At 63.1% G+C, this 25,608-nt stretch carries 30 protein-coding genes; 25 read left to right on the forward strand and 5 right to left on the reverse strand.

Annotated features, from left to right (window positions below; genetic code table 11):
- Positions 1-14 precede the first annotated feature (14 nt).
- Complete coding sequence (locus RBA95_RS11425) at positions 15-404, forward strand: hypothetical protein (protein ID WP_306016992.1); 390 nt, start codon at positions 15-17, stop codon at positions 402-404.
- On the opposite strand, the gene RBA95_RS11430 is transcribed toward RBA95_RS11425, so the two are convergent.
- Both RBA95_RS11430 and erpA read right to left on the reverse strand, forming a co-directional pair.
- Positions 401-1,078, reverse strand: a complete 678-nt coding sequence (locus tag RBA95_RS11430) for a nitroreductase (protein ID WP_306016993.1) — start codon at positions 1,076-1,078, stop codon at positions 401-403. The two genes, RBA95_RS11425 and RBA95_RS11430, sit on opposite strands and share 4 nt — an antisense overlap.
- A gap of 86 nt (positions 1,079-1,164) precedes the next feature.
- On the reverse strand, positions 1,165-1,506 hold the full coding sequence (erpA, locus tag RBA95_RS11435; RefSeq protein ID WP_306016994.1) for an iron-sulfur cluster insertion protein ErpA: 342 nt from the start codon (positions 1,504-1,506) through the stop codon (positions 1,165-1,167).
- 98 nt (positions 1,507-1,604) lie between these two features.
- Between erpA and RBA95_RS11440 the strand changes: the two genes are divergently transcribed.
- The 18 genes from RBA95_RS11440 (at position 1,605) to RBA95_RS11525 (ending at position 16,294) form a co-directional block, all read left to right on the forward strand.
- The gene (locus RBA95_RS11440; protein ID WP_306016995.1) at positions 1,605-2,780 is read left to right on the forward strand and encodes a deoxyguanosinetriphosphate triphosphohydrolase; all 1,176 of its coding nucleotides are present in this window, start codon (positions 1,605-1,607) and stop codon (positions 2,778-2,780) included.
- Between the two features lie 120 nt (positions 2,781-2,900).
- A complete protein-coding gene (locus RBA95_RS11445; protein ID WP_306016996.1) occupies positions 2,901-3,749 on the forward strand; it encodes an SPOR domain-containing protein in 849 nt (282 codons plus the stop codon).
- On the forward strand, positions 3,746-4,774 hold the full coding sequence (gene nagZ / locus RBA95_RS11450; protein WP_306016997.1) for a beta-N-acetylhexosaminidase: 1,029 nt from the start codon (positions 3,746-3,748) through the stop codon (positions 4,772-4,774). The genes RBA95_RS11445 and nagZ overlap by 4 nt, the downstream gene beginning before the upstream one ends.
- The gene (locus RBA95_RS11455) at positions 4,771-5,619 is read left to right on the forward strand and encodes a ScpA family protein (protein WP_306016998.1); all 849 of its coding nucleotides are present in this window, start codon (positions 4,771-4,773) and stop codon (positions 5,617-5,619) included. Before nagZ ends, RBA95_RS11455 begins: the two co-directional genes overlap by 4 nt.
- The gene (gene scpB, locus RBA95_RS11460) at positions 5,612-6,376 is read left to right on the forward strand and encodes an SMC-Scp complex subunit ScpB (protein ID WP_306016999.1); all 765 of its coding nucleotides are present in this window, start codon (positions 5,612-5,614) and stop codon (positions 6,374-6,376) included. The genes RBA95_RS11455 and scpB overlap by 8 nt, the downstream gene beginning before the upstream one ends.
- Before the next feature lie 130 nt (positions 6,377-6,506).
- Positions 6,507-6,749 (forward strand): twin-arginine translocase TatA/TatE family subunit, encoded by a 243-nt coding sequence (locus RBA95_RS11465; RefSeq protein WP_306017000.1) that lies wholly within the window; start codon positions 6,507-6,509, stop codon positions 6,747-6,749.
- Between the two features lie 3 nt (positions 6,750-6,752).
- Entirely contained in the window at positions 6,753-7,172 is a 420-nt protein-coding gene (tatB, locus tag RBA95_RS11470; protein WP_306017001.1) for a Sec-independent protein translocase protein TatB, read from the forward strand.
- Complete coding sequence (tatC, locus tag RBA95_RS11475; RefSeq protein WP_306017002.1) at positions 7,172-7,975, forward strand: twin-arginine translocase subunit TatC; 804 nt, start codon at positions 7,172-7,174, stop codon at positions 7,973-7,975. Before tatB ends, tatC begins: the two co-directional genes overlap by 1 nt.
- A gap of 114 nt (positions 7,976-8,089) precedes the next feature.
- Entirely contained in the window at positions 8,090-9,364 is a 1,275-nt protein-coding gene (serS, locus tag RBA95_RS11480) for a serine--tRNA ligase (RefSeq protein ID WP_306017003.1), read from the forward strand.
- On the forward strand, positions 9,361-10,146 hold the full coding sequence (gene surE / locus RBA95_RS11485) for a 5'/3'-nucleotidase SurE (protein ID WP_306017004.1): 786 nt from the start codon (positions 9,361-9,363) through the stop codon (positions 10,144-10,146). The genes serS and surE overlap by 4 nt, the downstream gene beginning before the upstream one ends.
- A complete protein-coding gene (locus RBA95_RS11490) occupies positions 10,143-10,790 on the forward strand; it encodes a protein-L-isoaspartate(D-aspartate) O-methyltransferase (RefSeq protein ID WP_306017005.1) in 648 nt (215 codons plus the stop codon). Before surE ends, RBA95_RS11490 begins: the two co-directional genes overlap by 4 nt.
- Positions 10,791-10,896: 106 nt before the next feature.
- Complete coding sequence (locus tag RBA95_RS11495) at positions 10,897-11,292, forward strand: hypothetical protein (protein ID WP_306017006.1); 396 nt, start codon at positions 10,897-10,899, stop codon at positions 11,290-11,292.
- Positions 11,293-11,358: 66 nt separating this feature from the next.
- Positions 11,359-12,270, forward strand: coding sequence for a M23 family metallopeptidase (locus RBA95_RS11500; protein WP_306017007.1), 912 nt, complete (start codon positions 11,359-11,361; stop codon positions 12,268-12,270).
- Between the two features lie 110 nt (positions 12,271-12,380).
- Positions 12,381-12,749, forward strand: a complete 369-nt coding sequence (gene yajC, locus RBA95_RS11505) for a preprotein translocase subunit YajC (protein WP_306017008.1) — start codon at positions 12,381-12,383, stop codon at positions 12,747-12,749.
- Between the two features lie 62 nt (positions 12,750-12,811).
- The gene (secD, locus tag RBA95_RS11510) at positions 12,812-14,446 is read left to right on the forward strand and encodes a protein translocase subunit SecD (protein WP_306017009.1); all 1,635 of its coding nucleotides are present in this window, start codon (positions 12,812-12,814) and stop codon (positions 14,444-14,446) included.
- A gap of 12 nt (positions 14,447-14,458) precedes the next feature.
- A complete protein-coding gene (secF, locus tag RBA95_RS11515; RefSeq protein ID WP_306017010.1) occupies positions 14,459-15,442 on the forward strand; it encodes a protein translocase subunit SecF in 984 nt (327 codons plus the stop codon).
- Entirely contained in the window at positions 15,426-15,800 is a 375-nt protein-coding gene (locus RBA95_RS11520) for an Mth938-like domain-containing protein (protein WP_306017011.1), read from the forward strand. Before secF ends, RBA95_RS11520 begins: the two co-directional genes overlap by 17 nt.
- Before the next feature lie 89 nt (positions 15,801-15,889).
- The gene (locus RBA95_RS11525; RefSeq protein ID WP_306017012.1) at positions 15,890-16,294 is read left to right on the forward strand and encodes a hypothetical protein; all 405 of its coding nucleotides are present in this window, start codon (positions 15,890-15,892) and stop codon (positions 16,292-16,294) included.
- A gap of 8 nt (positions 16,295-16,302) precedes the next feature.
- On the opposite strand, the gene RBA95_RS11530 is transcribed toward RBA95_RS11525, so the two are convergent.
- Positions 16,303-17,634 carry a serine hydrolase gene (locus RBA95_RS11530; protein ID WP_306017013.1) on the reverse strand — a complete coding sequence of 444 codons (1,332 nt, stop codon included), beginning with the start codon at positions 17,632-17,634 and terminating at the stop codon, positions 16,303-16,305.
- Between the two features lie 75 nt (positions 17,635-17,709).
- The gene (locus RBA95_RS11535; RefSeq protein ID WP_306017014.1) at positions 17,710-18,306 is read right to left on the reverse strand and encodes a superoxide dismutase; all 597 of its coding nucleotides are present in this window, start codon (positions 18,304-18,306) and stop codon (positions 17,710-17,712) included.
- 139 nt (positions 18,307-18,445) lie between these two features.
- On the opposite strand from RBA95_RS11535, the gene RBA95_RS11540 reads away from it, so the two are divergent.
- Positions 18,446-19,291, forward strand: a complete 846-nt coding sequence (locus tag RBA95_RS11540; RefSeq protein ID WP_306017015.1) for a squalene/phytoene synthase family protein — start codon at positions 18,446-18,448, stop codon at positions 19,289-19,291.
- Here the strand turns inward: RBA95_RS11540 and trmFO are convergent.
- Positions 19,288-20,673, reverse strand: a complete 1,386-nt coding sequence (gene trmFO / locus RBA95_RS11545) for a methylenetetrahydrofolate--tRNA-(uracil(54)-C(5))-methyltransferase (FADH(2)-oxidizing) TrmFO (RefSeq protein WP_306017016.1) — start codon at positions 20,671-20,673, stop codon at positions 19,288-19,290. The two genes, RBA95_RS11540 and trmFO, sit on opposite strands and share 4 nt — an antisense overlap.
- A 109-nt stretch (positions 20,674-20,782) precedes the next feature.
- On the opposite strand from trmFO, the gene RBA95_RS11550 reads away from it, so the two are divergent.
- The 5 genes from RBA95_RS11550 to RBA95_RS11570 all read left to right on the forward strand — a co-directional run bounded on the left by RBA95_RS11550 (position 20,783) and on the right by RBA95_RS11570 (position 25,607).
- A complete protein-coding gene (locus RBA95_RS11550) occupies positions 20,783-21,916 on the forward strand; it encodes an energy transducer TonB (protein ID WP_306017017.1) in 1,134 nt (377 codons plus the stop codon).
- An 11-nt stretch (positions 21,917-21,927) separates the two neighbouring features.
- Positions 21,928-22,641, forward strand: a complete 714-nt coding sequence (locus tag RBA95_RS11555) for a hypothetical protein (protein WP_306017018.1) — start codon at positions 21,928-21,930, stop codon at positions 22,639-22,641.
- Between the two features lie 54 nt (positions 22,642-22,695).
- Positions 22,696-23,574, forward strand: a complete 879-nt coding sequence (locus RBA95_RS11560; RefSeq protein ID WP_306017019.1) for a hypothetical protein — start codon at positions 22,696-22,698, stop codon at positions 23,572-23,574.
- Between the two features lie 69 nt (positions 23,575-23,643).
- Positions 23,644-24,645 (forward strand): hypothetical protein, encoded by a 1,002-nt coding sequence (locus tag RBA95_RS11565; protein ID WP_306017020.1) that lies wholly within the window; start codon positions 23,644-23,646, stop codon positions 24,643-24,645.
- Positions 24,646-24,647: 2 nt separating this feature from the next.
- Complete coding sequence (locus RBA95_RS11570; protein ID WP_306017021.1) at positions 24,648-25,607, forward strand: hypothetical protein; 960 nt, start codon at positions 24,648-24,650, stop codon at positions 25,605-25,607.
- Position 25,608 lies beyond the last annotated feature (1 nt).

Genomic DNA, 25,608 nt, shown 5'->3' on the forward strand with positions numbered 1-25,608 from the left:
AACGGGGTAACTGGATGCGCGATTTGGCGGACGAACCCGCGCCGAAAACCTACACGGTTTTGACCGTGATTCTGATGGCGCTTGCGACGCTGGTCGCAGTGGCCATCGGGTTTGTCAGTTTCGGGCTCTATCTGCCCAACCTGATGACCTTCTCTCAGGTGCTCAGCCAGGACACGGTGGACAAGGCCGCGCTGGCTGCTTTCCTGTTCCTGTCCGCCGGCCCGGTCATTGCTGCAGCAGGGCTGATCCTGGGATGGATCAGCTTCGGGCTATTCAGGGCGCCGAAGACCGGCATTCGCCTTGTTTTCTTTCCGCCCGTGATCTGGGTGGTGGCGGTCCTGGCCTATTTCGCCCTGATCATGAGCCTGTGCGACGGCAGCTTTACCTGCGGCGTCTCGCTCTAGAACCCCTCAAAGCGCGCGATCTCGTCAACCGGCGCCCGCTTGGAGCGCAGCTTGTTCACAGGCGCCTCGGGATCGGCGTATCCGACGGCCATGCCGCAGTAGACCCGGTCCGGGCTTTCAACGCCCAGGGCCTTGCCCACGGTCTTGCAATGAGGCGTCCAGGCTTCCTGAAAACAGGTGGCGAGGCCGCGTTCCTGGGCGGCGAGCGCAAGGCTCATCATGAACATGCCCAGATGCGCCCATTGATTGGGGTTCATCCGCTCATCAATCAGGAAGAACAAGCCCACAGGCGCGCCAAAGAACTGATAGTTCTGCATCAGCCAGTTCAGGCGGGCCGCCTTGTCTTCGCGGGGCACGCCCATCAGCGCATACATGTCCTCGCCCAGCTCATAGCGGCGCGAGCGATAGGGCTCCCAGAGCTTTTCAGGATAGACGGGGAAGTCCGCTTCATCATCAAACGGGTTGTCGGAGAGCTTCTTGGAGACCGCGTCCATCACGTGCTGGCGCGCTTCGCCGGCCACCGCAATGACTTTCCACGGCTGCAGATTGCCGCCTGACGCGGAGAACCGGGCATCGTCGATTAGCGCGCGAAGCTCGGTTTCGGAAACGGGTTTGTCGAGAAAGGCGCGGGTTGAAATGCGCGCATGCAGCGCGTCTTTGACCGAAAGGCTCATAGTGTCTCCCCTGACGTGTTTTTCGCAGGGGAGCGCGAAACAAGCCTGAATGTCCAGATCAAGCCGACAGGCTCACCTCGACGTGATCAGATTGAAAAGCTGGTCCCGCAGCCGCAGGCGGCCGTGGCGTTGGGGTTCTTGATCTGGAAGCTCGCGCCGATGAGCTCGTCCACATAGTCAATGACCGAGCCGGACAGGAATTCCACGCTCATCGGATCGATCAGCACCGTCGCGCCATCACGTTCAATGCGCAGATCGTCCTCGCGCGCCTCGTCGGTGAGATCGTATTTGTATGAAAAGCCCGAACAGCCGCCGCCCTCGACAGACAGGCGCAGATAGCGAGAGCCCTGCGCCTTGGCGATCTGGTTGATCTGCGCGGCGGCGGAGGGGGACAGGGAAATATCCGTTGTGTCGATCGTGGTGCTCATGAGCGTTTGACTTTCCATGTCTGGCGTTTCGGCCTCGCATCAGTATATGGACGTTCCCGACGCCCGAAAAAAGACCCCAACAGCCACAGGAGCTGGAGATGGACCAGATGCGCGCCCCTTATGCCTGCGATCCGGCAAAGAGCCGGGGCCGTCATCATCCCCAGCCCGAAAGCGCCATGCGCAGCGCGTTCCAGCGTGACCGCGACCGCATCATCCATTCCAGCGCGTTTCGGCGGCTGAAGGAAAAGACCCAGGTCTTCGTGGCCCATGAAGGCGACGCCTATCGCACGCGTCTGACCCATTCGCTGGAAGTGTCCCAGATTGCGCGCACCCTGGCGCGGGCGCTGCAGGTGGATGAGGATCTCGCCGAAGCCAGCGCGCTGGCCCATGATCTGGGGCACCCGCCGTTTGGTCATTCAGGGGAAGACGCCCTGTCTGAATCCATGGCTGATTTTGGCGGCTTTGATCACAACGCCCAGACCCTGCGCGTCGTCACCAAGCTCGAGACCCGCTATCCCGAATTTGAAGGGCTCAACCTCGCCTGGGAAACGCTGGAAGGCGTGGTCAAGCATAACGGGCCGCTGATGAATGCGGGCGATGACCCCAAGGTCCTGCCCTGGGGGTTCCGCGCCTATCCGGGCTGGAAATCGCTCGACCTTCACACCTATGCCGGGGTGGAGGGTCAGATCGCCGCCCTGTCTGACGACATCGCCTACAACAATCACGATATCGATGACGGCCTGCGCTCGGGGATCCTGAAGATCGAGCAGTTGATGGATCTGCCGCTCGTGGGTCAGGTCTTTCGCCGCTGTCGGGACCGCTATCCCGATATATCCGAGAACATCCTCATTCATGAGGCCGTGCGTGAAATGATCGGCCTCATGGTGGCCGATGTGCTTGAAGAGACCCGCCGCCGGCTCAAGGAGAGCGGTGCGGACAGTCCCGACGCCATTCGTGCGCTGGATCAGCCCATGGTGGCCTTTTCGGACGGCATGACCGAAAGCCTCGCCGCCGTGCGTCGCTTCCTCTATGCGAACATGTATCTGCACTACAAGGTCAAGCGCATGAAGGAAAAGGGGAAAATGGTGGTTCGCGACCTGTTCGCCGCCTTCCTCTCCGATCCCATGCTCTTGCCCACCGACCTTCAGCGCGAGGCGGGCGGTCCGGGCGAGGAGGCCACGGCGCGGGTTGTCTGTGACTACATTGCGGGCATGACGGACCGGTACGCGATTGAGGAGCACCGCAAGCTCTTCCACGTGGAAGGCTGGGGCTGAACCGCGTCAGGCTGTGGAAAATCGTTTTGCACAGGGCGACTCACGTTGAGCGCTCTTGCTATGGTCTAGTCTGCCATAGATCGCCGAATCACGGCGACGCTCTCCGGTGTGGGACGTGACATGACCGACGACGACACCCGTTACGGGGCGTATGCCCCGCCGCCTGACGAATACGATACCTATGATGCGCGTGAAGAGGAGCAGGACCGCCGCGGCTGGCTGTTCCTGGGCGCATCCGCGGTTGTCTTCGTGCTGTTCGTTGCGGTCGTTTACAACACCTTCCAGCTGGGCGTGCGCGAGCGCGGCGAGAACCCCGTGATTACGGCTGACGCGGAACCCTATCGCGTCGCCCCTGAAGACCCGGGCGGCTATGAAGCGCCCGATCAGGATCTGTCCGCGTATGAATTACGCGAGGGCGATGAAGGCGAAGTCGAGCTGGAAACCCCGCCGGCGCGCCCGGTCTCCGAAGAGCCCGTTGTCCAGAATACGGAGTCCCCGGACACCGAACTGCCGGCGCTTCAGGTGGAGACAGCTAGCGCCGATGAGCTTGATGACCCGGCGCCTGAGGCTCCTGAACCCGCGCCGGCCCGGCCCGAGCCTGTACCCGAACCCGTGGCGCGCCAGACGGCGCCGGCCGAGCAGACGCGCCCTGACCCGACGCCGACCCAACCGGCGCCTTCGCAGCCTGATGCCCAGACCCAGAGCGCTTCGCGCGCAGACGGCGCCTATGTGGCCCAGATCGGCGCTTTCCGCTCTCGCGAGGACGCAGAGGCGGGATGGGTGGCGTTCACCAGTCGCTTCTCGGATCTGGCCATGGGGCGGGCGCCCGACATACAGCGCGCTGATCTGGGCGATCGCGGTGTCTTCCATCGCCTGCGCGTCGCCGCCTTCGCCAGCCGTGAAGAGGCGGCGAATTTCTGCGCTTCACTGGATGCACGGGGCCAGGCCTGTCTGGTGGCGCGCCGATGAGCGTGAGTGCAGCGCTGTACGGGCTGGAAGGGGAGACCCTGACGCCGGACGAGAAAGCCTTTTTCCGCGATTCAGATCCGTGGGGCTTTATCCTGTTTGCGCGCAATGTGGACACGCCCAAGCAAGTGCGCCGCCTGACCGGCGCCTTGCGCGATGCGGTCGGCCGTGAAGCGCCCATTTTCATCGACCAGGAAGGCGGCCGGGTGCAGCGCTTGCGTCCGCCGCACTGGCGCGGCGCGCCGCCGGCGCGTGTTTTCGGCGAGCTCTATGATCGCGAACCCGAGCTGGCGCTGGAAGCGGTCAAGCTGAACCACCAGCTTCTGGGCCATGAACTGATTGATCTCGGCATTGATGTGGACTTTGCGCCCTGCGCCGACCTGTCGGTGCCGGGCGCCCATGATGTGATCGGTGATCGCGCCTTTCACACCGAACCTGAACCGGTCGCCCGGATGAGCACGGCGGCGCTTGAAGGCCTGCTGGATCAGGGCGTGCTGGGCGTGATCAAGCACCTGCCCGGCCATGGTCGCGCGGCGGCGGACAGTCATCTGGAGCTGCCGGTCGTCACGACCGACGCCGAAACGCTCCATACCCGCGATTTTGAAGCCTTCAAGGGCATCAAGGGCGCGCTGATGGCCATGACCGCGCATGTGGTCTACGCCGCCATCGACAGCGACCATACCGCGACCCAGTCCCGGGACGTGATCGACGGGATTATTCGCGGCGCCATCGGGTTTGAGGGGCTTTTGATGACCGATGACTTGTCCATGCAGGCGCTGGAAGGCTCCTTGCGGCATCGGGGCGAGCGCGCCCTGGCGGCGGGGTGCGAGCTTCTCATGCACTGCAATGGCAAGATGGATGAGATGGTGGAAGTCGCCCACGCCGCCCCGAACCTGTCGGGGCAGGCCCGAGAACGGGCCGGGCAGGCTCTGGACGCGCGGCACAAACCCAATGTCTTTGACGCTGTGGACGCCATGGCGCGGCTCAAGCATCTGTTTGAAGACGGAGGCGTGCCGCTGAAGCCATGACCGACCTGTTTGACGGTTTCGAGGGCGATGACGACTTCTCCGCCGCCAAGGAGGCTGGCGCGACCGAAGCGCTGATCCTCGATATCGGCGGTTGGGAAGGCCCGCTGCACCTGCTGCTGGCGCTGGCGCGCAAGAACAAGGTGGACCTCGCCGTCATTTCCATGGTCGAGCTGGCGGACCAGTATCTGGCCTTTATCGACAAGGCCCGCACGCACCGTCTTGATATCGCCGCCGAATATCTCGTGATGGCGGCCTGGCTCACCTATCTCAAATCGCGCTTGCTGTTGCCCAAGCCGCGTCCGGCCGATGACGAGCCCGAGCCCGAAGAAATGGCCGCCGCGCTGGCGTTCCGGCTGAGCCGTCTCGAGGCCATGCGCGCAGCAGGTGATGCCTTGTTCGCGCGGGCGCTGAAGGGGCGGGACGTGTTTGTGCGCGGTGCGCCGGAGGGCGTGCGCTCCATTCGCACGCCGCTTTACGAGGCTGAGCTCTATGATCTGCTCAAGGCCTATGCGACCCGGCGCGAGCGCGAGGCGTTCGCCACCTACCAACCCAAGTCGCCGAATGTTTATGGGCTTGAGCAGGCCCGTACCCGGCTGTCCGGCGTGACCCGGACGCTGACGGGGTGGGCCCGGCTTGATGAGTTGCTGCCTGATGAGGACGAGCTGGGCTATGATGCGCCGAGCGCGGACTCGGTTATGGCGTCGTCTCTTCTGGCGGCGTTGGAGATCACCAAGCACGGCGAAGTGCGCCTGCGACAGGACGAGACCTATGCGCCGATCTGGATGCGCCGGGTCGCCGAGGCGGCCGGCCTGACCGAGACCGGGGAGGGGGCCGAACATGGCTGATCGTGACGACGACCCGATCTCTGAAGCCATCAAGGCGCTGCGCGAGCAGGCGCAGGCCATGCCGGCCGGAGATGACGGTCCGCCGGGCGTCCGGCTCGCCATTGATAATGACGCGGCCCTGTTGCGCATTGTCGAGGCCTTGTTGTTCGCCGCGTCCGAGCCTCTGGATCTTGATACCTTGCGCGCGCGCCTGCCCGAGGACAGCGATGTGCGCGGCCTCCTCAACGCGCTTCAGGCGAAATACGCCGAAGCCGGGGTGAATCTGGTCGAAGTGGGCGGACGCTGGCGGTTCCAGACGGCGGAGGATCTGAGCTGGTTGTTGCGCACCGAGCGGGAGGAGCCGCGCAAGCTGTCCCAGGCGGCGCTCGAAACCCTGGCCATCATCGCCTATCACCAGCCGGTCACCCGGGCGGAGATCGAGGAAATCCGGGGCGTCGCCGTGTCCAAGGGCACGCTCGACCAGCTTCTCGAGATGAAATGGATTCGCTTGCGCGGGCGGCGTCGCACGCCAGGGCGCCCGGTCACCTATGGGGTGACCGAAGCCTTCATGGACTATTTCGGCCTCGCCAACCTGTCCGACCTTCCCGGCGTGTCCGATCTCAAGGCCGCGGGCCTTCTGTCGAGCCGCTTGCCGCCGGACTTCTCCATACCCGCGCCGGGACAGGTCATTCCCGACACGGATGAGGAGCTGTTCAGCGAGGATGAAGCCGCCCAGTTCCACATGGACTTTCTGGAAGGCGAGGATCCGGACGCCTAGATCGTTTCACTCAAAATGTCGGGGCGGAGCTGACCGGGTTATTGGACCCGCACGCGGATATCCTCTAGTGAAGTGAAAGCTGAGCGCCTGTGCACAGGGCCTCAGACACCGTTTGCAAGGAGAGCGTCTCATGGGTGCGCATTGGACGGGTATTCTGGTCGTCATCGTGTTGCTGGTGCTGCTGTTTGGCGGCCGCGGCAAGATTTCCGGACTGATGGGCGATCTGGCCAAGGGCGTGACGGAGTTCCGCAAGGGGCTGCGTGACACCAGCGAGGATGAGAAGTCCACGACCTCTCAATCCACCGCCGCGCTCAATGAGGGCGCCTCTCAGGACAGCAGCTCCGCCCGTGAGGATGAGCGCACCGGAGGCTAGGCCATGAACCCGGCCTTTGGTTTTCAGGAACTGATCGTCCTCGTCATTCTGGCGCTGGTGGTGGTGGGCCCCAAGGACCTGCCGCTCATGGTGCGCCGGGTGGGCAAGATGATCGGTCAGGTCCGCGCCACGGCGCGTGAGTTCCAGCGCAGCTTTGACGAGCTGGGCCGCGAAGCCGAACTCGCCGAGTTGCGCAAGGAAATCAGCGATCTGAAATCCCATAATCCGATCAAGGAAATGGAGCGCGACTTCCTGCAAGCCGATCAGGACATGCAGCGCGACATGGAAGAGCGTCCGCATCCGCGCATCGCCAAACCCATGAGCGACCCTGAACCGCAGTCCGGCGACGGTCTGACCCCGGATCCCGAGGCGCCGGACGCCAAGACGTCGTCCGGGTCAGACGGCAAGACCGGAGAGGGGTGATGTCGACCCCCGAACTTGAGCATGACGACGAGGTGGAAGCCTCGCGGGCGCCGCTGATGGCGCATCTGGAAGAGCTGCGCGACCGGCTCATCTGGGCGCTGGGCGCCATCGTCATCGGTTTCGTGATCTGCTTCGTCTTCGCCGAATGGATCTACAATGTCCTCTTGGTGCCGTTCGAGGACGCCGCTCGGCAGGTGCGTGGCGATGCGCTGGATTTGCAGCTGATCTTCACCGCGCCGCTCGAGTTTTTCTTCGTCAAGCTCAAGCTCGCCCTGTTCGGCGCGATCGTGCTGGCCTTTCCCATGCTGGCCTATCAGGTCTGGGCGTTTGTCCGCCCCGGCCTTTACAAGAATGAACGCCTAGCGTTTGCGCCCTTCCTTCTGGCCTCGCCGATCCTGTTCGCGGCGGGCATGGCGTTTGTCTATTACGTCATTCTGCCCTTCGTGATGGGCTTTGCCCTGGGCCAGGAACAGATCGGCCAGGAGGGACGCGCCAGCATCCAGCTGCTGACCCGGGTGTCGGAATACCTCAATCTCGTCACCACGCTGGCGCTGGCCTTTGGCGTGAGCTTCCAGCTGCCGGTGCTGTTGTCGCTGCTGGGCAAGGCTGGGATCATCACCTCGGGCGATCTGATCCGCTTCTGGAAATTCGCGCTGGTGGGCATCGCCGCTTTCGCCGCCTTCGTCACGCCGCCCGACCCGATCAGCCAGCTCTTTCTGGGCGCGGCGATGTTCGGGCTTTACGCGCTGTCGATCCTGGCGGTGAAGCTGGTGGAGCGCAAACCCGAGGATGAGGACGCCTAGCGTCCGTCCGGGCGCTGCGCGCGCCGCAAACACATCCATTTGAAGTGTGGACGATGGGCGCCTGCGCGAGTATCACGCGGGTTCCTTTCATCCGTTCGACCTTTGAGTTTTGACATGCACGATATTCGTCTGATCCGCGACGAGCCGGCGGCTTTCGACGCCGCCATGGCCCAGCGCGGCCTGGAGCCCCAAGCCCAGCGCCTGATTGATCTGGACGCGCGCCGCCGCGAGGCCACCACGCGTCTGCAAGAGGTGGAGACCGAGCGCAACTCAAAGTCCAAGGAGATTGGCAAGGCGAAGGCCCAGGGCGATGAAGACCGCTTCAACGCTCTGCGCGCCGAGGTCGAGAACCTGAAATCGGAAATGGAGCGCCTGACCGAAGAGGCGCGCACGGCCGAAGAAGTCCTCAACCAGCATCTCGCTGCTCTGCCGAACCGGCCCGCCGAGGATGTGCCCGAAGGCGCGGACGAGACCGACAATGAGGAAGTCCGCGGCTGGGGCGAACCGCGTCAGTTTGATTTCGAGGTCGCCGATCATGTGACCGTGGGCGAACGTCTGGGTCTTGATTTCGAACGGGCCGCGGCACTGTCGGGCGCCCGCTTTGCGGTGCTGCAGGGGCCGCTGGCGCGGCTTGAGCGCGCTCTGGGCCAGTTCATGCTCGATATCCAGACCAGTGAACATGGCTATCGTGAAACCTCTGTGCCGCTCATGGTGCGCGATGAGGCGTTGTTCGGCACCGGCCAGCTGCCCAAATTTGCTGAAGACCTGTTCCGCACCACCGATGACCGCTGGCTGATCCCGACCGCCGAGGTGCCGCTGACCAATCTGGTGCGCGACTCGATCCATACCGAGGACAGCTTCCCGATCCGCATGACGGCGCTGACCCCGTGCTTCCGGTCTGAAGCCGGCTCGGCCGGGCGCGACACGCGCGGCCTGATCCGCATGCACCAGTTCCTCAAGGTCGAGCTCGTCTCGATAACGACGCCTGAGCAGTCCGAGGAAGAGCTCGAGCGTATGACCCAATGCGCCGAAGAGGTGCTGCGCCGCCTCGAGCTGCCCTATCGGGTGATGAAGCTGTGTACCGGCGATATGGGATTTGCGGCGCGCCGCACCTATGACCTGGAAGTCTGGATGCCCAGCCAGGACACCTATCGTGAGATCAGCTCGTGCTCGACCTGCGGCGATTTCCAGGCGCGTCGCATGAACGCCCGCTATCGCAAGGAAGGCGAAAAGAAGCCCGACTTCCTGCACACGCTGAACGGGTCGGGCCTGGCGGTCGGCCGGGCGCTGGTCGCCCTTCTTGAAAACCACCAGCAGGCGGACGGATCGGTCCATATTCCCGAAGCCCTGCGGCCATACATGGGCGGTATCGAGGCGATCCAGCCATGAGCCAGCCGCGCATTCTCCTGGTCAATGATGACGGCATCCATGCGCCGGGCCTCAAAGTGCTCGAAGAGATCGCGCGCACCCTGTCCGATGATGTCTGGACCGTGGCGCCGGCGGAAGAGCAGTCCGGCATGGGCCGGGCGTTGACGCTGAACGCGCCCCTGCGCGTTCAGGAGTATGACGAGAAGCGCTTTTCCGTGTCCGGCACGCCCACCGATTGCGTGCACATGGCGATGGATATCCTGATGAAGGATGCGCAGCCGGATTTGCTTCTCTCGGGCGTGAATTCAGGCCAGAACATCGCCGAGGACGTGACCATGTCCGGCACCGTCGCCGCCGCCATGCACGGCGTGCAGATGGGCGTGCGGTCTGTGGCGCTGTCGCAGGCTTACGGGTTTGAAGGCCGCGCCAAGATTCGCTGGGAAACCGCGCGCGAACATGGTCCGCGGGTGCTCAAGGCGTTGCTGGACACGCCCTGGAGCCAGAACACGCTGCTCAATGTGAACTTCCCTGACCGGGCGCCCGATCAGGTGTCGGGTTTTGAAGTGACGGCTCAGGGCCTGCGCGACCAGGTGGTGCTCAGGGCGGATGCCCGCACGGATCTGCGTGGCCGCGACTATTACTGGCTGGGCTTTAACGGCAAGCTGTCCGACCCGGCCGTGGGTACCGATCTGCGCGCGGTGTATGAAGGGCGGATATCGGTGACGCCGCTGCATCTCGACCTGACCCATTATGAAGCCCGCACGCGATTGAAAGACGCATTGGGAGACACGCTCGATCCATGACCGGCATGCCCGACACCCGCATGATCCAGCTTGTGATGGCGCTGCGACGGGCGGGCGTCTCGGACAAGCAGGTCCTGATGGCGATCGAGCGCACGCCGCGTGAGCTGTTCGTGCCGCAGGGGTTTTCCGACCAGGCGTTTGAGAACCGGCCTTTGCCGATCGATTGCGGTCAGACCATCTCCCAGCCCTTTGTGGTGGCGGCGATGACCGAAGCGCTGAAGCTCAATGACCGGTGCAAGGTGCTCGAGATCGGTACCGGGTCGGGCTATCAGGCCGCTGTGCTCGCGCGCTTGTCGCGACGGGTTTACACCGTCGAGCGCTACCGCACCCTCGCCAAGGAAGCCGAGGCGCGCTTTCACGAGCTGAGGCTCTCCAACATCGTGCCGCGCATCGGGGATGGCTCGGTGGGCTGGCCCGAGCAGGCGCCGTTTGATCGGATCATCGTGACGGCTGCGGCGGCTGAGCGTCCCGACACGCTGCTGGAACAGCTCAAACCGGGCGGCATTTGCGTGGCGCCGGTTCAGAACGGCTCGGTTCAGACCCTGATGCGCTATGACTGCTCGGAAGCGGGCGAGATCAGCGAAACCGCTTTGTTTGACGTGCGCTTCGTGCCGCTGGTTCCGGGCGAAGCCCGCGCGTTATAGCGCGAATAAATATCACTCTCTTCTTTTGTCGGTCGCCATGTTAACCTCTTTGCATGGGGGGAGACGTGACGGGCCCCGGGCTCGTCTGGATTGGAAGGAGCTTGGTATGAAATACGCAGCTATCGGCGCCTTGGGCGCTTCGCTCGTGATGGGTGCTTGCGCGACGGCTCAGTCGGAAGACATGTTCATGCCTGAAGGGTATGAGCTGACCGGTGAAAGTCGCACCTGCCTCTCGCTGCGCTCGATTGATCAAATTGACACCGCCAGCGAAACCGCCTGGGTCGTCACGACGACGACGCGCGACACCTACCTGACACGTGTGAGCCGAGGGTGCAGCGCCGCCACGCGGCCCTTCAACTACATCAGCTACAATGTCACCGGTTCTCAGCTGTGCCGCGGCGAGATCGTGCGTGTGATCGACCGGAACACCAACTCGACTGTGGGCAGCTGCGGCATTGGCGAGTTTGAGGAATTGACCCCGTCGCCGACAGACGCCAGCTAAAGTCAACACACGGTTAACGCTCATCCGGCATCCTGCCCTTTCGTGAAACACGTTAGGGCAGGGTGCATGCGCCCCACACTGCGCACAATTTTGCTGGGACTAAGCGTCGCGGCGGCGGTGTCCGCTTGTGCTGCGCCTGTGCGCGCACCCGCGCCTATAGAGCGTGGCGCGTCGGGCTCTTCTCACAATCCGGCCAGCTGCGGCCGCACCGTCACGGTGCAATCAGGCGATACGCTTTATGCGATCGCCCAACGATGCGGCGTGGCGCTGTCGGAGATCGCTGCCGAAAACAGCCTTCAACAGCCCTACACCCTTCGCCGGGGACAAACCCTGCGACTGCCGGGGCCGTCCACATACACGGTGCGACGGGGCGACAATCTGTACCGCATTGCGCTTGCACACGGGATGAGCACGCATGAGCTCGCCCAGCTCAACGGTTTGCGCCAGCCCTACACCATCTACCCCGGACAGGATCTGTCCGTGCGCGGCACGGCTCGGACTGCGGTGCTTCAGGCGCAGCCGCAACAGACCAGCGCAAGCGCACAGCCCTCAGCGCCGGCACGGCGCGCCAGCCCCCCGCCCCGGGCGTCGGCTGCGAATGCGCCCAGCTTTCAATGGCCGCTTCAGGGGCAGATCATCACCGCTTATGGCGGAGCGGAGGGCGCGCGCATTGACGGCATCCGCATCGCCGCCCGTCTGGGCGATCCGGTTCGCGCTGCTGCGGATGGCGAGGTCGTTTATGCCGGGAATGAGCTTCAGGGCTATGGCGAGCTGGTGCTGGTTCGTCACGAGAACAACTGGGTCACGGCGTATGGCCTCAATTCGGTTTTGCGCGTGAATGTGGGCGATCGCGTTACGGCGGGACAACATATCGCTGACGCCGGAGCTTCTGGCTCTGAAACCCGCACAGCGCTTCATTTTGAGGTGCGGCGCGGCGTCAGCCCGGTCGATCCCATGCAGGTTCTGCCGTCCCGTTAAGGGGCTTTCTGAGCAAATCCGGTGAGCACGTACCGTCGGGCCTTGTTGCATGCGGCGCGCACCCCGATATATTCCGGCAACCCTAATCGCTCGTTCTTATCGGAGCCGCCATGTTTTCTGCGACCGACTCTGTCTTCCTCGCCACCGCCGCCGCTTCTGGCAGCCAGGGCGGGCTGGGCTACATGATCATGCAGTTCGCCCCGTTCATCCTGATCTTCGTGGTCTTTTACTTCCTGCTGATCCGGCCGCAGCAGCAAAAAGCCAAGGCCCATCGTGAAATGGTGGAAGGCCTGCGCAAGGGCGACGAAGTCGTCACCTCTGGCGGCATGCTGGGCAAGGTGACCCGCGTGGCTGACAATGAAGCCACCGTGGAACTGGCCGAAGGCGTCCGGGTGAAAGTGCTCAAGCACACCATCATGGAAGTGCGCACCCGCACCGAGCCGGCCAATGACGCTGCCGACGCCAAGTCTGCTGACTAAGGCCTGACTGACATTCCGGCGTCGGGTTACGGGCCCGGCGCCGCCGGACGCTTGAGTGCCCCATGCTGTATTTCGCTCCCTGGAAGACGACGGTTGTCACCCTCGTCATCCTGATTGGCCTGCTTTTCACACTGCCGAACTTCGTGCCCGAAAGCGTTCGACTGGACGCCAATGGGCAACCGAAAGGCGTGTTCACGGTCCTGCCGCACCAGACGATCAATCTGGGTCTGGACCTGCGAGGCGGGTCTCATCTGGTGTTCCAGGTGGATATGGACGAGGTGCGCCAGGAGCGTCTGGAAAACCTGCAGGATGACGCCCGCAGCGCGCTGCGTGAAAACCCGCCCATCCTGATTTCAGGCTCTCCGGCGGTTGTCGAAGGACAGGTCATTGTCCGCCTGTCTCGGCCGGAAGACATGGACCAGGCGATGGAGCGCCTTGAGGAGCTCAATGAGCCGATCACGACCGCGACCGGCCAGCAGGGCATGAACCAGACGCTGTCGATCACTCAGGGTGACGATGATCGCACCATCCGCCTGGGCATTACCGATGCAGCGCTTGATTCCATTCGCCAACGCACGGTGACGCAATCCATCGAGGTGATCCGTCGCCGGGTCGACGCCACCGGCACCACCGAGCCCAATATCGCCCGTCAGGGCGATGACCGCGTTCTGGTTCAGGTGCCCGGTGAAAACAATCCGCAACGGATCATCGACCTTGTCGGCACCACGGCCCGCCTGACCTTCCACATGGTGGAAGAAGGCGTGAACGTGAATCCGGACGGCACCGGCCGTACCCCGCCGGGTGTGATGATCCTGCCTTCGGAGCGTTCGAACGAACCCTATCTGGCCGTTCAGCGCCGGCCGCTGGTGACAGGCGAGCAACTGGTCAATGCGGGTCAGGCCTTTGACCAGAATGGTCAGCCCGCCGTCAGCTTCCGGTTCAATACGACCGGCGCGCGGGCTTTCGCGGACGCCACCACTCAGAACCGTGGACGTCGTTTCGCCATCGTGCTCGATGACACCATCATCTCCGCGCCCGTGATCCGGAGCCCCATCACCGGCGGTTCCGGCATCATTGAAGGCGGTTTCACCATCGAGACCGCGACCGATCTGTCCAACATGCTCAACGCCGGCGCTCTGCCGGCGCGGCTGACGCCAGTCGAGCAACGCACGGTGACGGCCTCCCTGGGCGCAGACTCTGTCGCGCGGGGCGAGACCGCGGTTCTGATCGGCTTTGGCCTTGTCATCGTTTTCATGGCGTTGGCCTACGGCTTCTTCGGCATTGTTTCGACTCTGGCCCTGCTGGCGAACATCCTGCTTTTGCTGGGCGCGCTTTCGGGGCTTCAGGCCACGCTGACACTGCCGGGCATTGCGGGCATCGTGCTCACCATCGGCATGGCGGTGGACGCCAACGTGCTCATCTTTGAAAGGGTGAGGGAGGAATACAGGCTAGGACGAACGGTCACCACCGCTTTCGAGGCGGGGTATTCGCGGGCGTTGTCCGCCATTCTCGACGCCAATATCACCACATTGATCGCCGCCTCCGTGCTGTACATGCTGGGCGCCGGACCGGTGCGGGGCTTCGCCGTGACCCTTGGACTGGGCATCATGACATCGGTGTTCACCGCTTTTGTGTTTTCACGTCTTCTGATTTCGATCTGGCTCCGCACGAGCCGGCCGAAAAAGCTGGCAATGTAAGGGGAGGCGATCATGGCGCTTGCACTCGTCCGTCTCATTCCGACCGACACCAATGTCCCCTTCATCAAGGCTCGCCTTGCGGCTTTCTTCGTCTCGGTCGCCTTGATCCTGGGATCCGTCACGGCGTTCTTCACGCTGGGCCTCAATTTCGGCATCGACTTCCGCGGCGGCACCGCGATTGAAGTTCAGACCGAAGGCCCAGCCGATCTGGGCGCGCTCCGCACTGTGCTGGAGGGGCTCGATCTGGGGGATGTCCAGGTCCAGGGCTTTGGCGCAGACAATGAAGCGCTGGTTCGTGTCGGACAGGTGTCTGCCGAACGGGCCAATGAGATCGAGGGGTACTCCGTCGAGAATGACGCGGAAGCGCAACAGGCGGTCCGTCAGTACGTCTCCGATACGCTGGAGCGTGAGTTTCCCGGGATCGTGTTCCAGAAAATCGAATCCCTGAGCCCGCAGGTGTCCGGTGAGCTGGTGGTTGCCGGCGCCACCTCGATCGGCGTCGCCTTGTTCCTGATGCTGGTCTACATCTGGTTCCGGTTCGAGTGGCAGTACTCGGTCGGCGCGGTTCTGGCGCTGATCCATGACGTGATCGCCACCATCGGCTTCTTCGCCGTCACCCAGCTGGAGTTCAACCTGTCGACCATCGCCGCGATCCTGACGATTGTGGGGTATTCGATGAACGATACCGTGATCGTCTATGACCGGATCCGCGAGGATTTCCGCAAGTTCAAGACACGCCCGACCACCGAAGTGCTGAATGGCGCCATCAACTCGACCCTGTCGCGCACCATCCTGACCTCGGGCACCACCCTGGTCGCGATTGTCGCCATGGCGGTCATCGGCGGCCCTGCACTCGAAGGATTCGCGCTGGCTCTGATCTGGGGCGTGGGCGTGGGGACCTATTCGTCCATCTTTGTCGCGGCCCCGCTTCTGACCCTCACAGGTGTCAAGCGCACGTCAGACGATGACGACGAAGGCCATGCTGTTGCCCCGTAACGCAACAGGATCCTCCCTGCCGCCGATCGACGCCTTTGGCGATGGCGGCTTCCGCATCGCCGGCGTGCGAAAGGAAGGCCCGACCCTGATCGTGGACGGGGCTGCACGTCCCTGGTCGTTGAAGGGTGAAGCGCTGGATCTTGGTGATCTGAAGCTGTTTATCGACCGGCCGGACCGGCCCGACATGCTGGTGCTGGGTATGGGGGAGCGGTTGATCCATCCTCCCGCCAGCATCCGTCAGGCCTTCCGACAGGCCGGGATCGGTCTTGAAGTCATGGATACGGCAACGGCCTGCCGGACCTACAATCTGCTTGCGGGCGAGGGGCGGAACATCGCCGCAGCCCTGCTGCCCGTTTAGAGTCTTTTAATGGCGGCAGGTGTTATCTTTCGCTCAGATTAAGTCATTGCTGTCTGGGGCTTTTTCACTATCCATTGAGCGAGTTGAAAATGCCGATGCCGGGCGAGACACTACAGATCATCGAAAAGACCCTGGACGGAGGCATCAGCTATACCGCGATCATCGGGTATACGATGAAGCCCATCCTGGAGACGGCCGTCGAAGGCTATTCGCGCAAGATCCGGGATCATGACGTCCTGATCGTGGACTACCGCAAGGGCGGCCCGATCCTGGAGCCTCAGGATTATCCCGAGTTTTTTCAACGAGTCGGCGATGTCTGGGACAAGCCCGATCACTTCATCTATCTCTACAATGACGCCAACCGCATGCGGACAGCGCATCTGAGCAAGATGATCCTGATGCGCGGCGGCAAGGCGATCGCCCTGCCCAGCTGGGAGGCTGCCGCCGAGCATCTTGGACGAGAACTCGGCGACGATCCGCTGGAAGGCCTTTAGGCCGGCTTTCAGCTTTCCCGCGTCAGGGCGTCATAGACCAGTCCATCAAACACGGCGCGCGCGCCGATTGTGTCTGATGTGGTGGGGCCGGGCTGTTCCTGGCTCATGATGACGGCGACCACGCCGGTGGACGGGCTGACGAAGAATTCGGTGTCGAAATAACCCGACCATCCGAAATCACCGATATTGCGAACCGGGTGCGCACCCGGCCCGTCATAGACGACGCCCACGCCATAGCCATACCCAAGATCGATGGCGTCCATCCGGTCGGGCATGCGGTCCGCTTGAACATGAGCGGTCACCATTTCGGCGACCATCTCGCGCGACAGCAGTCTGACGCCTTCAAACTCGCCACCATTGGCGAGCATCTGGCCGAAGCGGATGTAATCATTAGCGGTGGACAGAAGGCCGGCGCCCCCCGCTTCGATCGGGCTGCGGGGGATGGTGTCCTGGGCGTCCGGTATGCGCGTCAGCGCGCCATCCTCATCATGGGTATAGAGTGCCGCCAGCCGGTTGCGCTGGTCGTCACGCAGGAAGAAGGTCGTGTCTGACATGCCGAGCGGGCGAAAAATCCGCTGCTGGGCGAAGTCTTCCAGGCTCTGTCCTGACGCCACGCTGACCAGATGCCCCAGCACATCGCTGGCATAGGAGTAGAACCAGGCCGAACCGGGCTGGAAATAGAGCGGCAGCCCCGCCAGGCTTTCCATGCGGGCATTCATGTCGCCCTCGGCGGAATAGATGTCGCCATCGATATAGAGCGCGCCCAGATTGCTCTGATAGTCGAACACATAGCCGAGCCCGGATGTATGGGTCAGAAGGTCCTCGACCGTGACGGGGCGCTCCGGCGCCGTTGTGGGGATCTCATAGTTGTCATCACGTTGCAGGGAAGTGGCCACCCGCACTTCGGCAAAGGCGGGGATGTAATCACTGACAGGATCATTCAGCGCAATCACGCCGTCCTCCACCAGCATCAGCGCCGCCACAGCCGTAACCGGTTTGGTCATCGAGGCGATGCGCACCACCGTGTCAGCCGTCATGGGGCGCTCGGCTTCCAGGTCGGCATAACCGGCGGTGGCTGTATGAAGCACCTCGCCATTCCGCGCCAGAATGGCGACATAGCCGGCGCGTTGCTGCGCAGCGGCGAGCTCCACAAGACGGCTGTCGAGCTGGGCGAGGCCGGCTTCAGTGAAGCCCTGAGGCGCGGAAACCGTCCGGGTTTCTTCCTGGGGCGTCGCATCGGGCGCAGGCGCGGTTGGCTCACTGCACGCTGACAGGATCAGGCCAAGCGCGAGAACCGCCAGCGAGACGCGGGTGCGCCAGTGAGTGAAATCGATCTGCATGATGGCCCCCGGACATAAAAAAACGGCTGCGGTGAAGGTCACCGCAGCCGCTCTTTTCGTCAACGCTTAAAGAAATTAGGCGCTGGCCAGGTTCTGATTGACGAAGTCCCAGTTCACCAGCTCGTCCAGGAAGGTGGAGATATAGTCCGGACGACGGTTCTGGTAGTCGAGATAATAGGCGTGTTCCCAGACATCCATGGTCAGGAGCGGGGTGGCGCCGTCGGTGATCGGGTTCTCGGCGTTCAGCGTCTTGCGGACTTCGAGCTTGTCGCCGTTCTTGACGAGCCAAGCCCAGCCTGAGCCGAACTGGCCCGCGCCGGCGGCTTTGAATTCCTCGACGAACTTGTCATAGGAGCCGAAAGACGCGTCGATGGCTTCGGCGATGGCGCCGGAAGGCTTGCCGCCGCCATTGGGGGCCATGGAGTGCCAGTAGAAGGTGTGGTTCCAGATCTGGGCGGCGTTGTTGAACACGCCCATGTTTTTCTCGGACCAGCTCTTCTTGATGACCTCTTCCAGGCTCAGGCCTTCATAATCAGTGCCTTCGATGGCGGCGTTGGCCTTGTCGACATAGGCTTTATGGTGCTTGCCATGGTGGAAGCTCAGGGTTTCGCCGGAAATATGCGGCGCCAGAGCGTCTTGGGCATAGGGCAGGTCGGGAAGAGTGAACGCCATGTCGGCCTCCTTTGGGAGTGTGAGCGAGAGGGTGCTCAAAGGGTGCGGCGGCCTGTTGGAAGACCGCCATACTCAGGTATTACGCACGAGCTAGATATGGGTTCCAACCCGTATGTGTCTACTGGCGAGAGAGAAAAGCGTGACCAATTTCGACAGCTTGCTGGCCGCAAATGATCCCGAACGACGCATGGCGGCGCTGTTTGCGCCAGCTGATCTGCGCGCTCGTCTCTATGCGCTCTACGCATTTTACCACGAGATCGCCCAGATCCCGGACAAGGTGTCCGAGCCCGTGATCGGGGAGATGCGTTTGGCCTGGGCGCGTGAAGCGACGGCGGATCTGTTTGCAGACCCGCCCAAGGTGCGCCGCCATGACGTGTATGAAGCCCTGTCTGAATTGCGCGAGGCGCCGGGGGCGCCCGACGAGGCGGCGCTGATCGGACTGGTCGAGGCGCGCTCTGCGGATCTGGGCGAGGGGCCGTTCCCGACCCGCGAGGATCGCCGCGATTATGTGGACCGCACCTCCGCTGCACTGATGCGCGCCGCTGCGAAGCTGCTCAAGCCCGATCTCGACCTTGGGGGCGAGGCGGGCGCGGCGATCCAGGCGGCGGGGCGCCTATGGGGCTTTATGGGGCTTTTGCGCGCATTTGCGCCGCTGGTGCAGGCGGGGCGTCCGCCCTTCAGCGCAGACGAGCTGGCCGGCGCCGATCTGAGCGAAGCGGACCTGATGGCGGGGCGCAAGCCTGACGCCGCCAAGGCGGCGCTTGCCGGGCTGTTGGGCGAGGCGAAGGAAGCGGCGGGCATGCTGACCCGGACCCGCACCGCCTTGCCCGCCGAGGTGTTCCCTGCGATCGGTTATGTCTCGCTGGCGCGCGGTTATCTCAAGAGCGCCCAAGGGCTGGAAGACCCCTATCGCGAACAGATCACGCGCGCGCCGCTTGGGCAAAACGCGCGCCTGACCTGGGCGTCGCTGACGGGACGGATCTAAGCCTTCAGCCAGGCGTCTATATCGCTCAGGGCCCGCGCGCTCATGGCGCGTTTCTTGGCGACGGACTTTTCCTTGCCCTTGATCCGCTTGCCGTCGGCGTCCTTGGTGGGCGCCTCGATCTCGGGGAAGAGTCCGAAATTGACGTTCATCGGCTGGAAGGCGCCTTTCTTGCCCGGCACATGACCTGTGGTGATGTGGGTGAGCAAAGCGCCTAGCGCCGTGGTCGCAGGCGGCGGAGTGATTTCCCGGCCCATCTTCTCGGCGGCGGCGAACCGGCCCGCCAGAAGCCCCATGGAGGCGCTCTCCACATAGCCTTCGACGCCCGTGATCTGACCGGCGAAGCGCAGGGCGGGGCGCGCCTTGAGGCGCATCGCGCCATCCAGCAGCTTGGGCGAATGCAGGAAGGTGTTGCGGTGAATGCCGCCGAGGCGGGCGAAGCTGGCGTTCTCCAGCCCCGGGATCATCTTGAAGACATCCGTCTGCGCGCCGTATTTCATCTTGGTCTGGAAGCCGACCATGTTGAACAGCGTGCCCAGCGCATTGTCCTGACGCAGCTGAACCACGGCATAGGGTTTGGTGTCCGGGTCATGGGCGTTGGTCAGGCCGCGCGGTTTCATCGGACCGTGACGCAGCGTTTCGCGCCCGCGCTCGGCCATCACCTCGATGGGCAGGCACGCGTCGAAATAGGGCGTGTCCTTTTCCCATTCCTTGAACTCGGTCTTGTCCGCCGCCAGCAGGGCGTCCACGAACGCCTCGTACTGGTCCTTGTCCATGGGGCAGTTGATATAGGCGGCGCGGTCTTCCTCGGTGTCGCCCTTGTCATAGCGCGATTGCTTCCAGGCGACGTCCATATTGATGGACTCTGCATAGAGGATGGGCGCGATGGCGTCGAAGAAGGCCAGCTCGCCTTCACCGCTCAGCTCATGAACCGCTTCGGCCAGGGCCGGCGAGGTGAGGGGGCCGGTGGCCACGATCACGCTGTCCCAGTCCTCGGGCGGCAGGCCGGCGATTTCCTCGCGGACGATTTCGATATTGGGATGGTTTTCGATCGCGGCGGTCACGTCCGCCGAGAACGCCTCTCGATCCACCGCCAGCGCGCCGCCGGCGGGCACCTGGTGCTTGTCCCCCATCGCCATGATCAGCGAACCGGCGCGGCGCATCTCTTCATGCAGAAGGCCGACCGCATTGGTTTCCGCATCGTCAGAGCGGAAGGAGTTCGAGCAGACGAGCTCGGCCAGACCTTCGGTCTGGTGCGCAAAGGTCGGTCGCACCGGGCGCATTTCGTGAAGCACCACGCGGGCGCCCGCGTTCGCGGCTTGCCAGGCGGCTTCAGAGCCCGCCATGCCGCCGCCAATGATGTGGATCGGGGTCATATCTGTCATGGAGCGTGCATATAGTCGTGAAGCGGGCGCGGCTCAATCGCTGCGGGCTGCAGCGTACTTGACGAATAGGTGGACACCTTTCACCTTGTGCGCGAATTGGGGGGTGAAGATGAGCATAATCAGTACATTGATTGTTTCTTTCCTGTGGACCGCCACGGCCTTTGCGCAGGACGAGGCGCTGCCTGAGAGCGTGACCGCGCCTTATTTGGCGTTTCAGGCCGCAGAAGAGGCAGGGGATGTGCAAGCGGCGGCGACGGCCGCCGAGCAGGCTTGGCGAGCAGGCTTGGAGGCATCGATCAGTCCGGCAGTGCTGGGCGTGCTCGCGGAAAACGCCGGTTACTATGCGCACCATACCGGGGCGTATGATCTCGCCGAGGACGCCTTTCTGAGCGCGGTCGAGATGAACGAACAGAACAATGGCGATCCGGTGGTGCGCGCCCGCGCTCTGCGTTACGTGAGTGACGCTCAGTATCGCAAAGAAGAGTATCGCAGGGCGTTCATCACGTCTGAACGCGCTGTGGAATTGCTGGAGCCCTTGTCGCCCGCCCCTGCGGTTGATGCAGAGATGGCTCTGCTTCATGCCCTCATGTCGAGTTCGCGCTGGGTGCGAGGACAATATCGCAATGCAGGCTATCACGGAGAACGCGCTTTGCTGGCGGCTCGCCGGGCGGGTATCCAGAATGCTGCGGTCTTCGGGGTCGCGGCGTTTCAGGCCGGCGCGTATTATTCGTATGAAGATCAGCCTTTTGAATCCGCCTATTGGATGACGGTGGCGCGCACCTTGTTGTCAGAGGAGGGCTCGGGCAATGATCTGAGATTCGCTGCCGGCGCCTGGGGGGATTTGGAGCGCGCCAGACTGGACGCGGAAGAACGCGCCCGCTTGATCGAACGCTTGCGCGAAGACGACGTGTATCAACCTGAATACGAAGCTGAACAGGCTGAACAGGTATACGATCCGGAGGAGGGGCGCGTTGACGCAGTCCCGCTTGAACGTCGTCCTCCCCAGTATCCGCCCGAAGCGGCGTACGCCGGTATCGAGGGGTTTGCGCTGATGCGTTTTGATATCGATGAGGAAGGCCGCCCCATGAATGTCGAAGTGGTCTACTCCATTCCCTTTCGGGAATTCGGCGAAGAAGGCGTACGCACGGTTCGGCGGTGGACATATCAACCGGCTACTGAGAACGGTGTGCCCGTGGTCCGGCGCGGAGTGATGACGCGCCTCGATTATCAGCTTGCTGATTAAGAGGCGTCAGGATGTGGCTACTTGGCGTTTTATTGTTTGCAGTTGCGCAGGCGGCGGATGAAGCGCCGTTGGACCCCGCCCAGGAAGCCGAACTCGCTTCTGCTTGGGCGAGCGGGGATGCGCGCGTCGCTGCGCCGGTGTTCCTCAACGCCTTTGATCAGGTTTCACGCGGTGCGTGCGCAATGAGCCCGTATGCGGCTCAGCTCGCCTATAGGGCCGGGCTGCTGGATAGGTCCGGCTACCATTTCAACATGGCTATGCTGATAGATGAGCGGGTTGGCGGGCTGACGGAAAACCAACGCGCCGTTGCCGATGAAAAGCGCTCAAGCCCCGGGGATTATCAAGCCGAAGACCGTTTATACCTGTTCTCACCTTATCTCGAGGCTGATCGCGATCCCGGCGAATGCCCTGAGGTTCACATGCCTGAGCTGCCGGTCGCGCAAGCCGGTCAAGGCGATAGGGCTATCGTCATTACACGCGGCTTCTGGCAAGGCCACAGGGCCAGTCGCGAGTTGACCGAAGTGATTGTGTTGGATGGGTATCCGGCCTCTGAAGCCGCGCAACTCGCATCCAGACTGACAGGTGTGAGAGAATCCTACAGAGAGGATGAGGGGTGGAGCGTTCAGAGCTACACGTTTGCACCTTGCTATCAGTATTCGCACCGTAGACTCGTGCAAACGATCTGCCGGCCGGGGTTCGAGCGCGAAACCCCAGGCGAAGACTGATTATTCTGTGGGCCATTCTTGGCCTGATCCTCATTTCGGGCTAACTGGCGCGTTATGAAAGTGATCAGTCCCAGCGCGCTTGGCGCCGCATACCGCTTTGTCCTGGAAAACCCGATGCCGGTGCTCGCCGCAGCCGGTCTTTATGGCGTTGTCTTTGCCGTGCAATCGCTGCTGACTGCCTATGCTGGAGCCTATGCGCCCGGCGCGGCGCCGGCGGCGATCTTCTTTACGGTCCTGGCGTTCGGCGCCTTCGTGCTCGGCTGGGCCAGCCTGGGGCGGCAGGCGCTCGGCCAGCCGCAAAAGGGCTTTTACGGGCTGAGCCTGGGCGCCGATGAAGGACGTCTGGCCTGGTCGCTCTTCCTGGTCCTGGTTCTGTTGACGATCATCCTGATGACGGCGGGCGTGGCGCTGGCCTTCATGATCGCCGGGCTGGCCTTCACGGACATGGATCCGGGCATGGAACAGCCCGAAGGCTATGTGAACCTGTTTGACCTGATGGACCCGCTGGCCATGGCCGTCTCGATCGTTCTGGTCGCCGTGTTTCTGGTGTTCAGCCTCTGGCTCATTACCCGCTTGGCGCTGACCGCGCCGGCGACCCTGAAAGAGCGTGCGGTGCGTGTCCTGTCGATCTGGCCGTTGTCGCGCAGCCGCAGCGTGGAGATCGCGCTGACCAGCCTTCTGGCGCTGGCGCCGGGGGTCATTATCCTCGTCGCTTACAACGCCGTGTGCCTCTCACTCTTTGGCGCCGGGCCGGCCATCGCCCAGTCGGCGGCGGGCGAGGCGGGCGCCCTGACGGTCCATCCGGTTATGGTCCTGCTGATGAGCCTGATCTACGGCTTTGGGAAAATGGCGCTTTTGGGCGCGCCTCTGATCGCGGCCTTGTGTGCGCTCTATCAGGCTTACGACGCGGAAGGCGAAATTTCGCCGGAATAGGGCAAGACCTTTTCGCCCCTCTGAGGTATCGTGTCAGGCGAAAGTTCACCGGGACACGTGGGGGGAGCCATGTCAAAGCCCAGCTATAATTTCGTCGACGGCACCTTCTATTTCTTCAAGGTGTTCGGCCAGCGCCCCATGAGCGTGGCCTGGATCGGGCTCTGGCAGATTCTGCTGTATGCAGGATTCAGCGCGCTGATCCTCTACGGTTTCTGGCCGCTGTTCGAGCTGTTCCTCAATTATGGCGGCAAAGGCGAACCCTCTGACGCCGAGGCTTTGAGTGCGGCCTTGCAGGGCGTGGGCTTCTACTTGATTGGCATCACAGGGATGTTGATCTCGGCGTTGATGCTGCAAGGCGCCTGGCTCAGGCTGCTCACCCGCAATGAGGTGGCGGGCGGTCTGCCCTTGCGCTTCGGCGCCGACGAGCTGCGTCTCCTGCTGGTGAACATCGTGATCGGGCTGCTCTTCTTTGCGGCCTATGCGGTGACAGTCTTGCTCTACATCGTCGTGAACGCCGGTCTGATGGTCGGCGCCGAGGTGCCCAATGTGGCGCTGCAGGCGCTCGCCAACACGGTGCTGACCATTGTGGTCGTGGTGGGCTGGATCCTCTTCCTGCTGGGGCTGGCGCCGGCGCCCGGACTGACGGTTCGTCAGCGCGGCATCAAGATCTTCGAGGGCTTTTCCGCGGCAGGCGGCGTGATGGGCTGGATGTTCCTGTCCTATCTGGTGCTGATTGTGGTCAGCATCATCGCCTATGTGGTGCTCAGCGTGCTGCAGCAGGGCTTCATCATGGTGGGCAGCGCGGAGTTGATCGGCACGCTGATGCAGATCGAGCAAGGCGCTGATCCGGACGACCTGCTCAACGCCTTCACGCAAGCTTTGCAGAACCCGCTTTTCTGGGTGATGGCGGGAATCGCGATCGTCATGCAGCTGGTGTTCGACATCTTCGTTTATGGCAGCTGGCATGGCGTCGGCGCCTATGTGGCGGTGCGCCATGATGGCGGTCTGCCGCCGGAAACCCCGGTCCAGGCGCCCGCGGAATCCGTGGGACAGGCGCCGGACGAGGGCTGACCATGACGGACATCGAGACGACGCCCGCTCACCGGTTCACGGTGGGCGGAGCGCTGGGCTTCGGCTTTGAAGTGCTGAAGGCCCGCCCCCAATCGGTTCTGATCCTGCTGATCGGGCAGGCGCTGATCTATGTCGTGATGACGCTGGGGCAGCTCATCCTCATGGGCGATCTGGCGCGTCAGGGCATTCAGGCCGTCGAAATGGGCAATGCCGCGGACGCCTATGCCGTGAGCATGCAGTTCTCCTCCGCCAGCTCACTCTTCAGCCTGCTGGGGCTGCCGCTCTGGCTGTGGCTGGAGGCGGTCTGGCTGACCCTGTTCATGACAGGTCGGTTCACGCTCTGGCCCGGCTGGGCGGGGCTGGGACGCTTGACCCTGGCCGGTCTCATCCTGTTTGGCGTCTATATCGTCTCCCTGTTCGTTCTGGTCTTTGTGGTGATGATCGGCGTCGTGGTCGCCATGCTGATTGCAGAAAGCGGGACCGGAGACAGCTCCGTCGCGGCGCTTCTGACCGTGTTGGCGCTGGCGGTATTGGCGGTGTTCGCGATGATCGCGGTCCTGTCGCTGTTCTCCGCGCTTCCGGCGCACGCCCTGTCCGGACGCCCCTTCGAGATTGGGGCCGCCATCCGCACGGGGCGGCGCCATCTGATCGGCGCAACCATGTCGTGGATCGTCTTCCTGGTCCTGTACATGCTGGCGATGATCCTCAGTTATGGCGCGATCGCACTGATGGTCGGCGACCATGTGGTGAACACACTCAACACGGTGATTGAGACCCCTCAGGATCCGCTGATGTCGATGCGCCTGTACGCCCAGCTCGCGCCGGGCGCGGATCAGGCGCTCATGAGCGCACTTTTCCTGATGCCTGTCATGCTTGTGATGGGCGTCATCATGCTGATCGGACGCGGGATCAGCGCCAAGCTGGCCTTGTCCATGCCCCCTGCCGACGAGAAAGCGGACTGAC

Origin of the sequence: Oceanicaulis sp. MMSF_3324, from assembly GCF_030733545.1 — a bacterium.
Taxonomy (GTDB): Bacteria; Pseudomonadota; Alphaproteobacteria; order Caulobacterales; family Maricaulaceae; genus Oceanicaulis.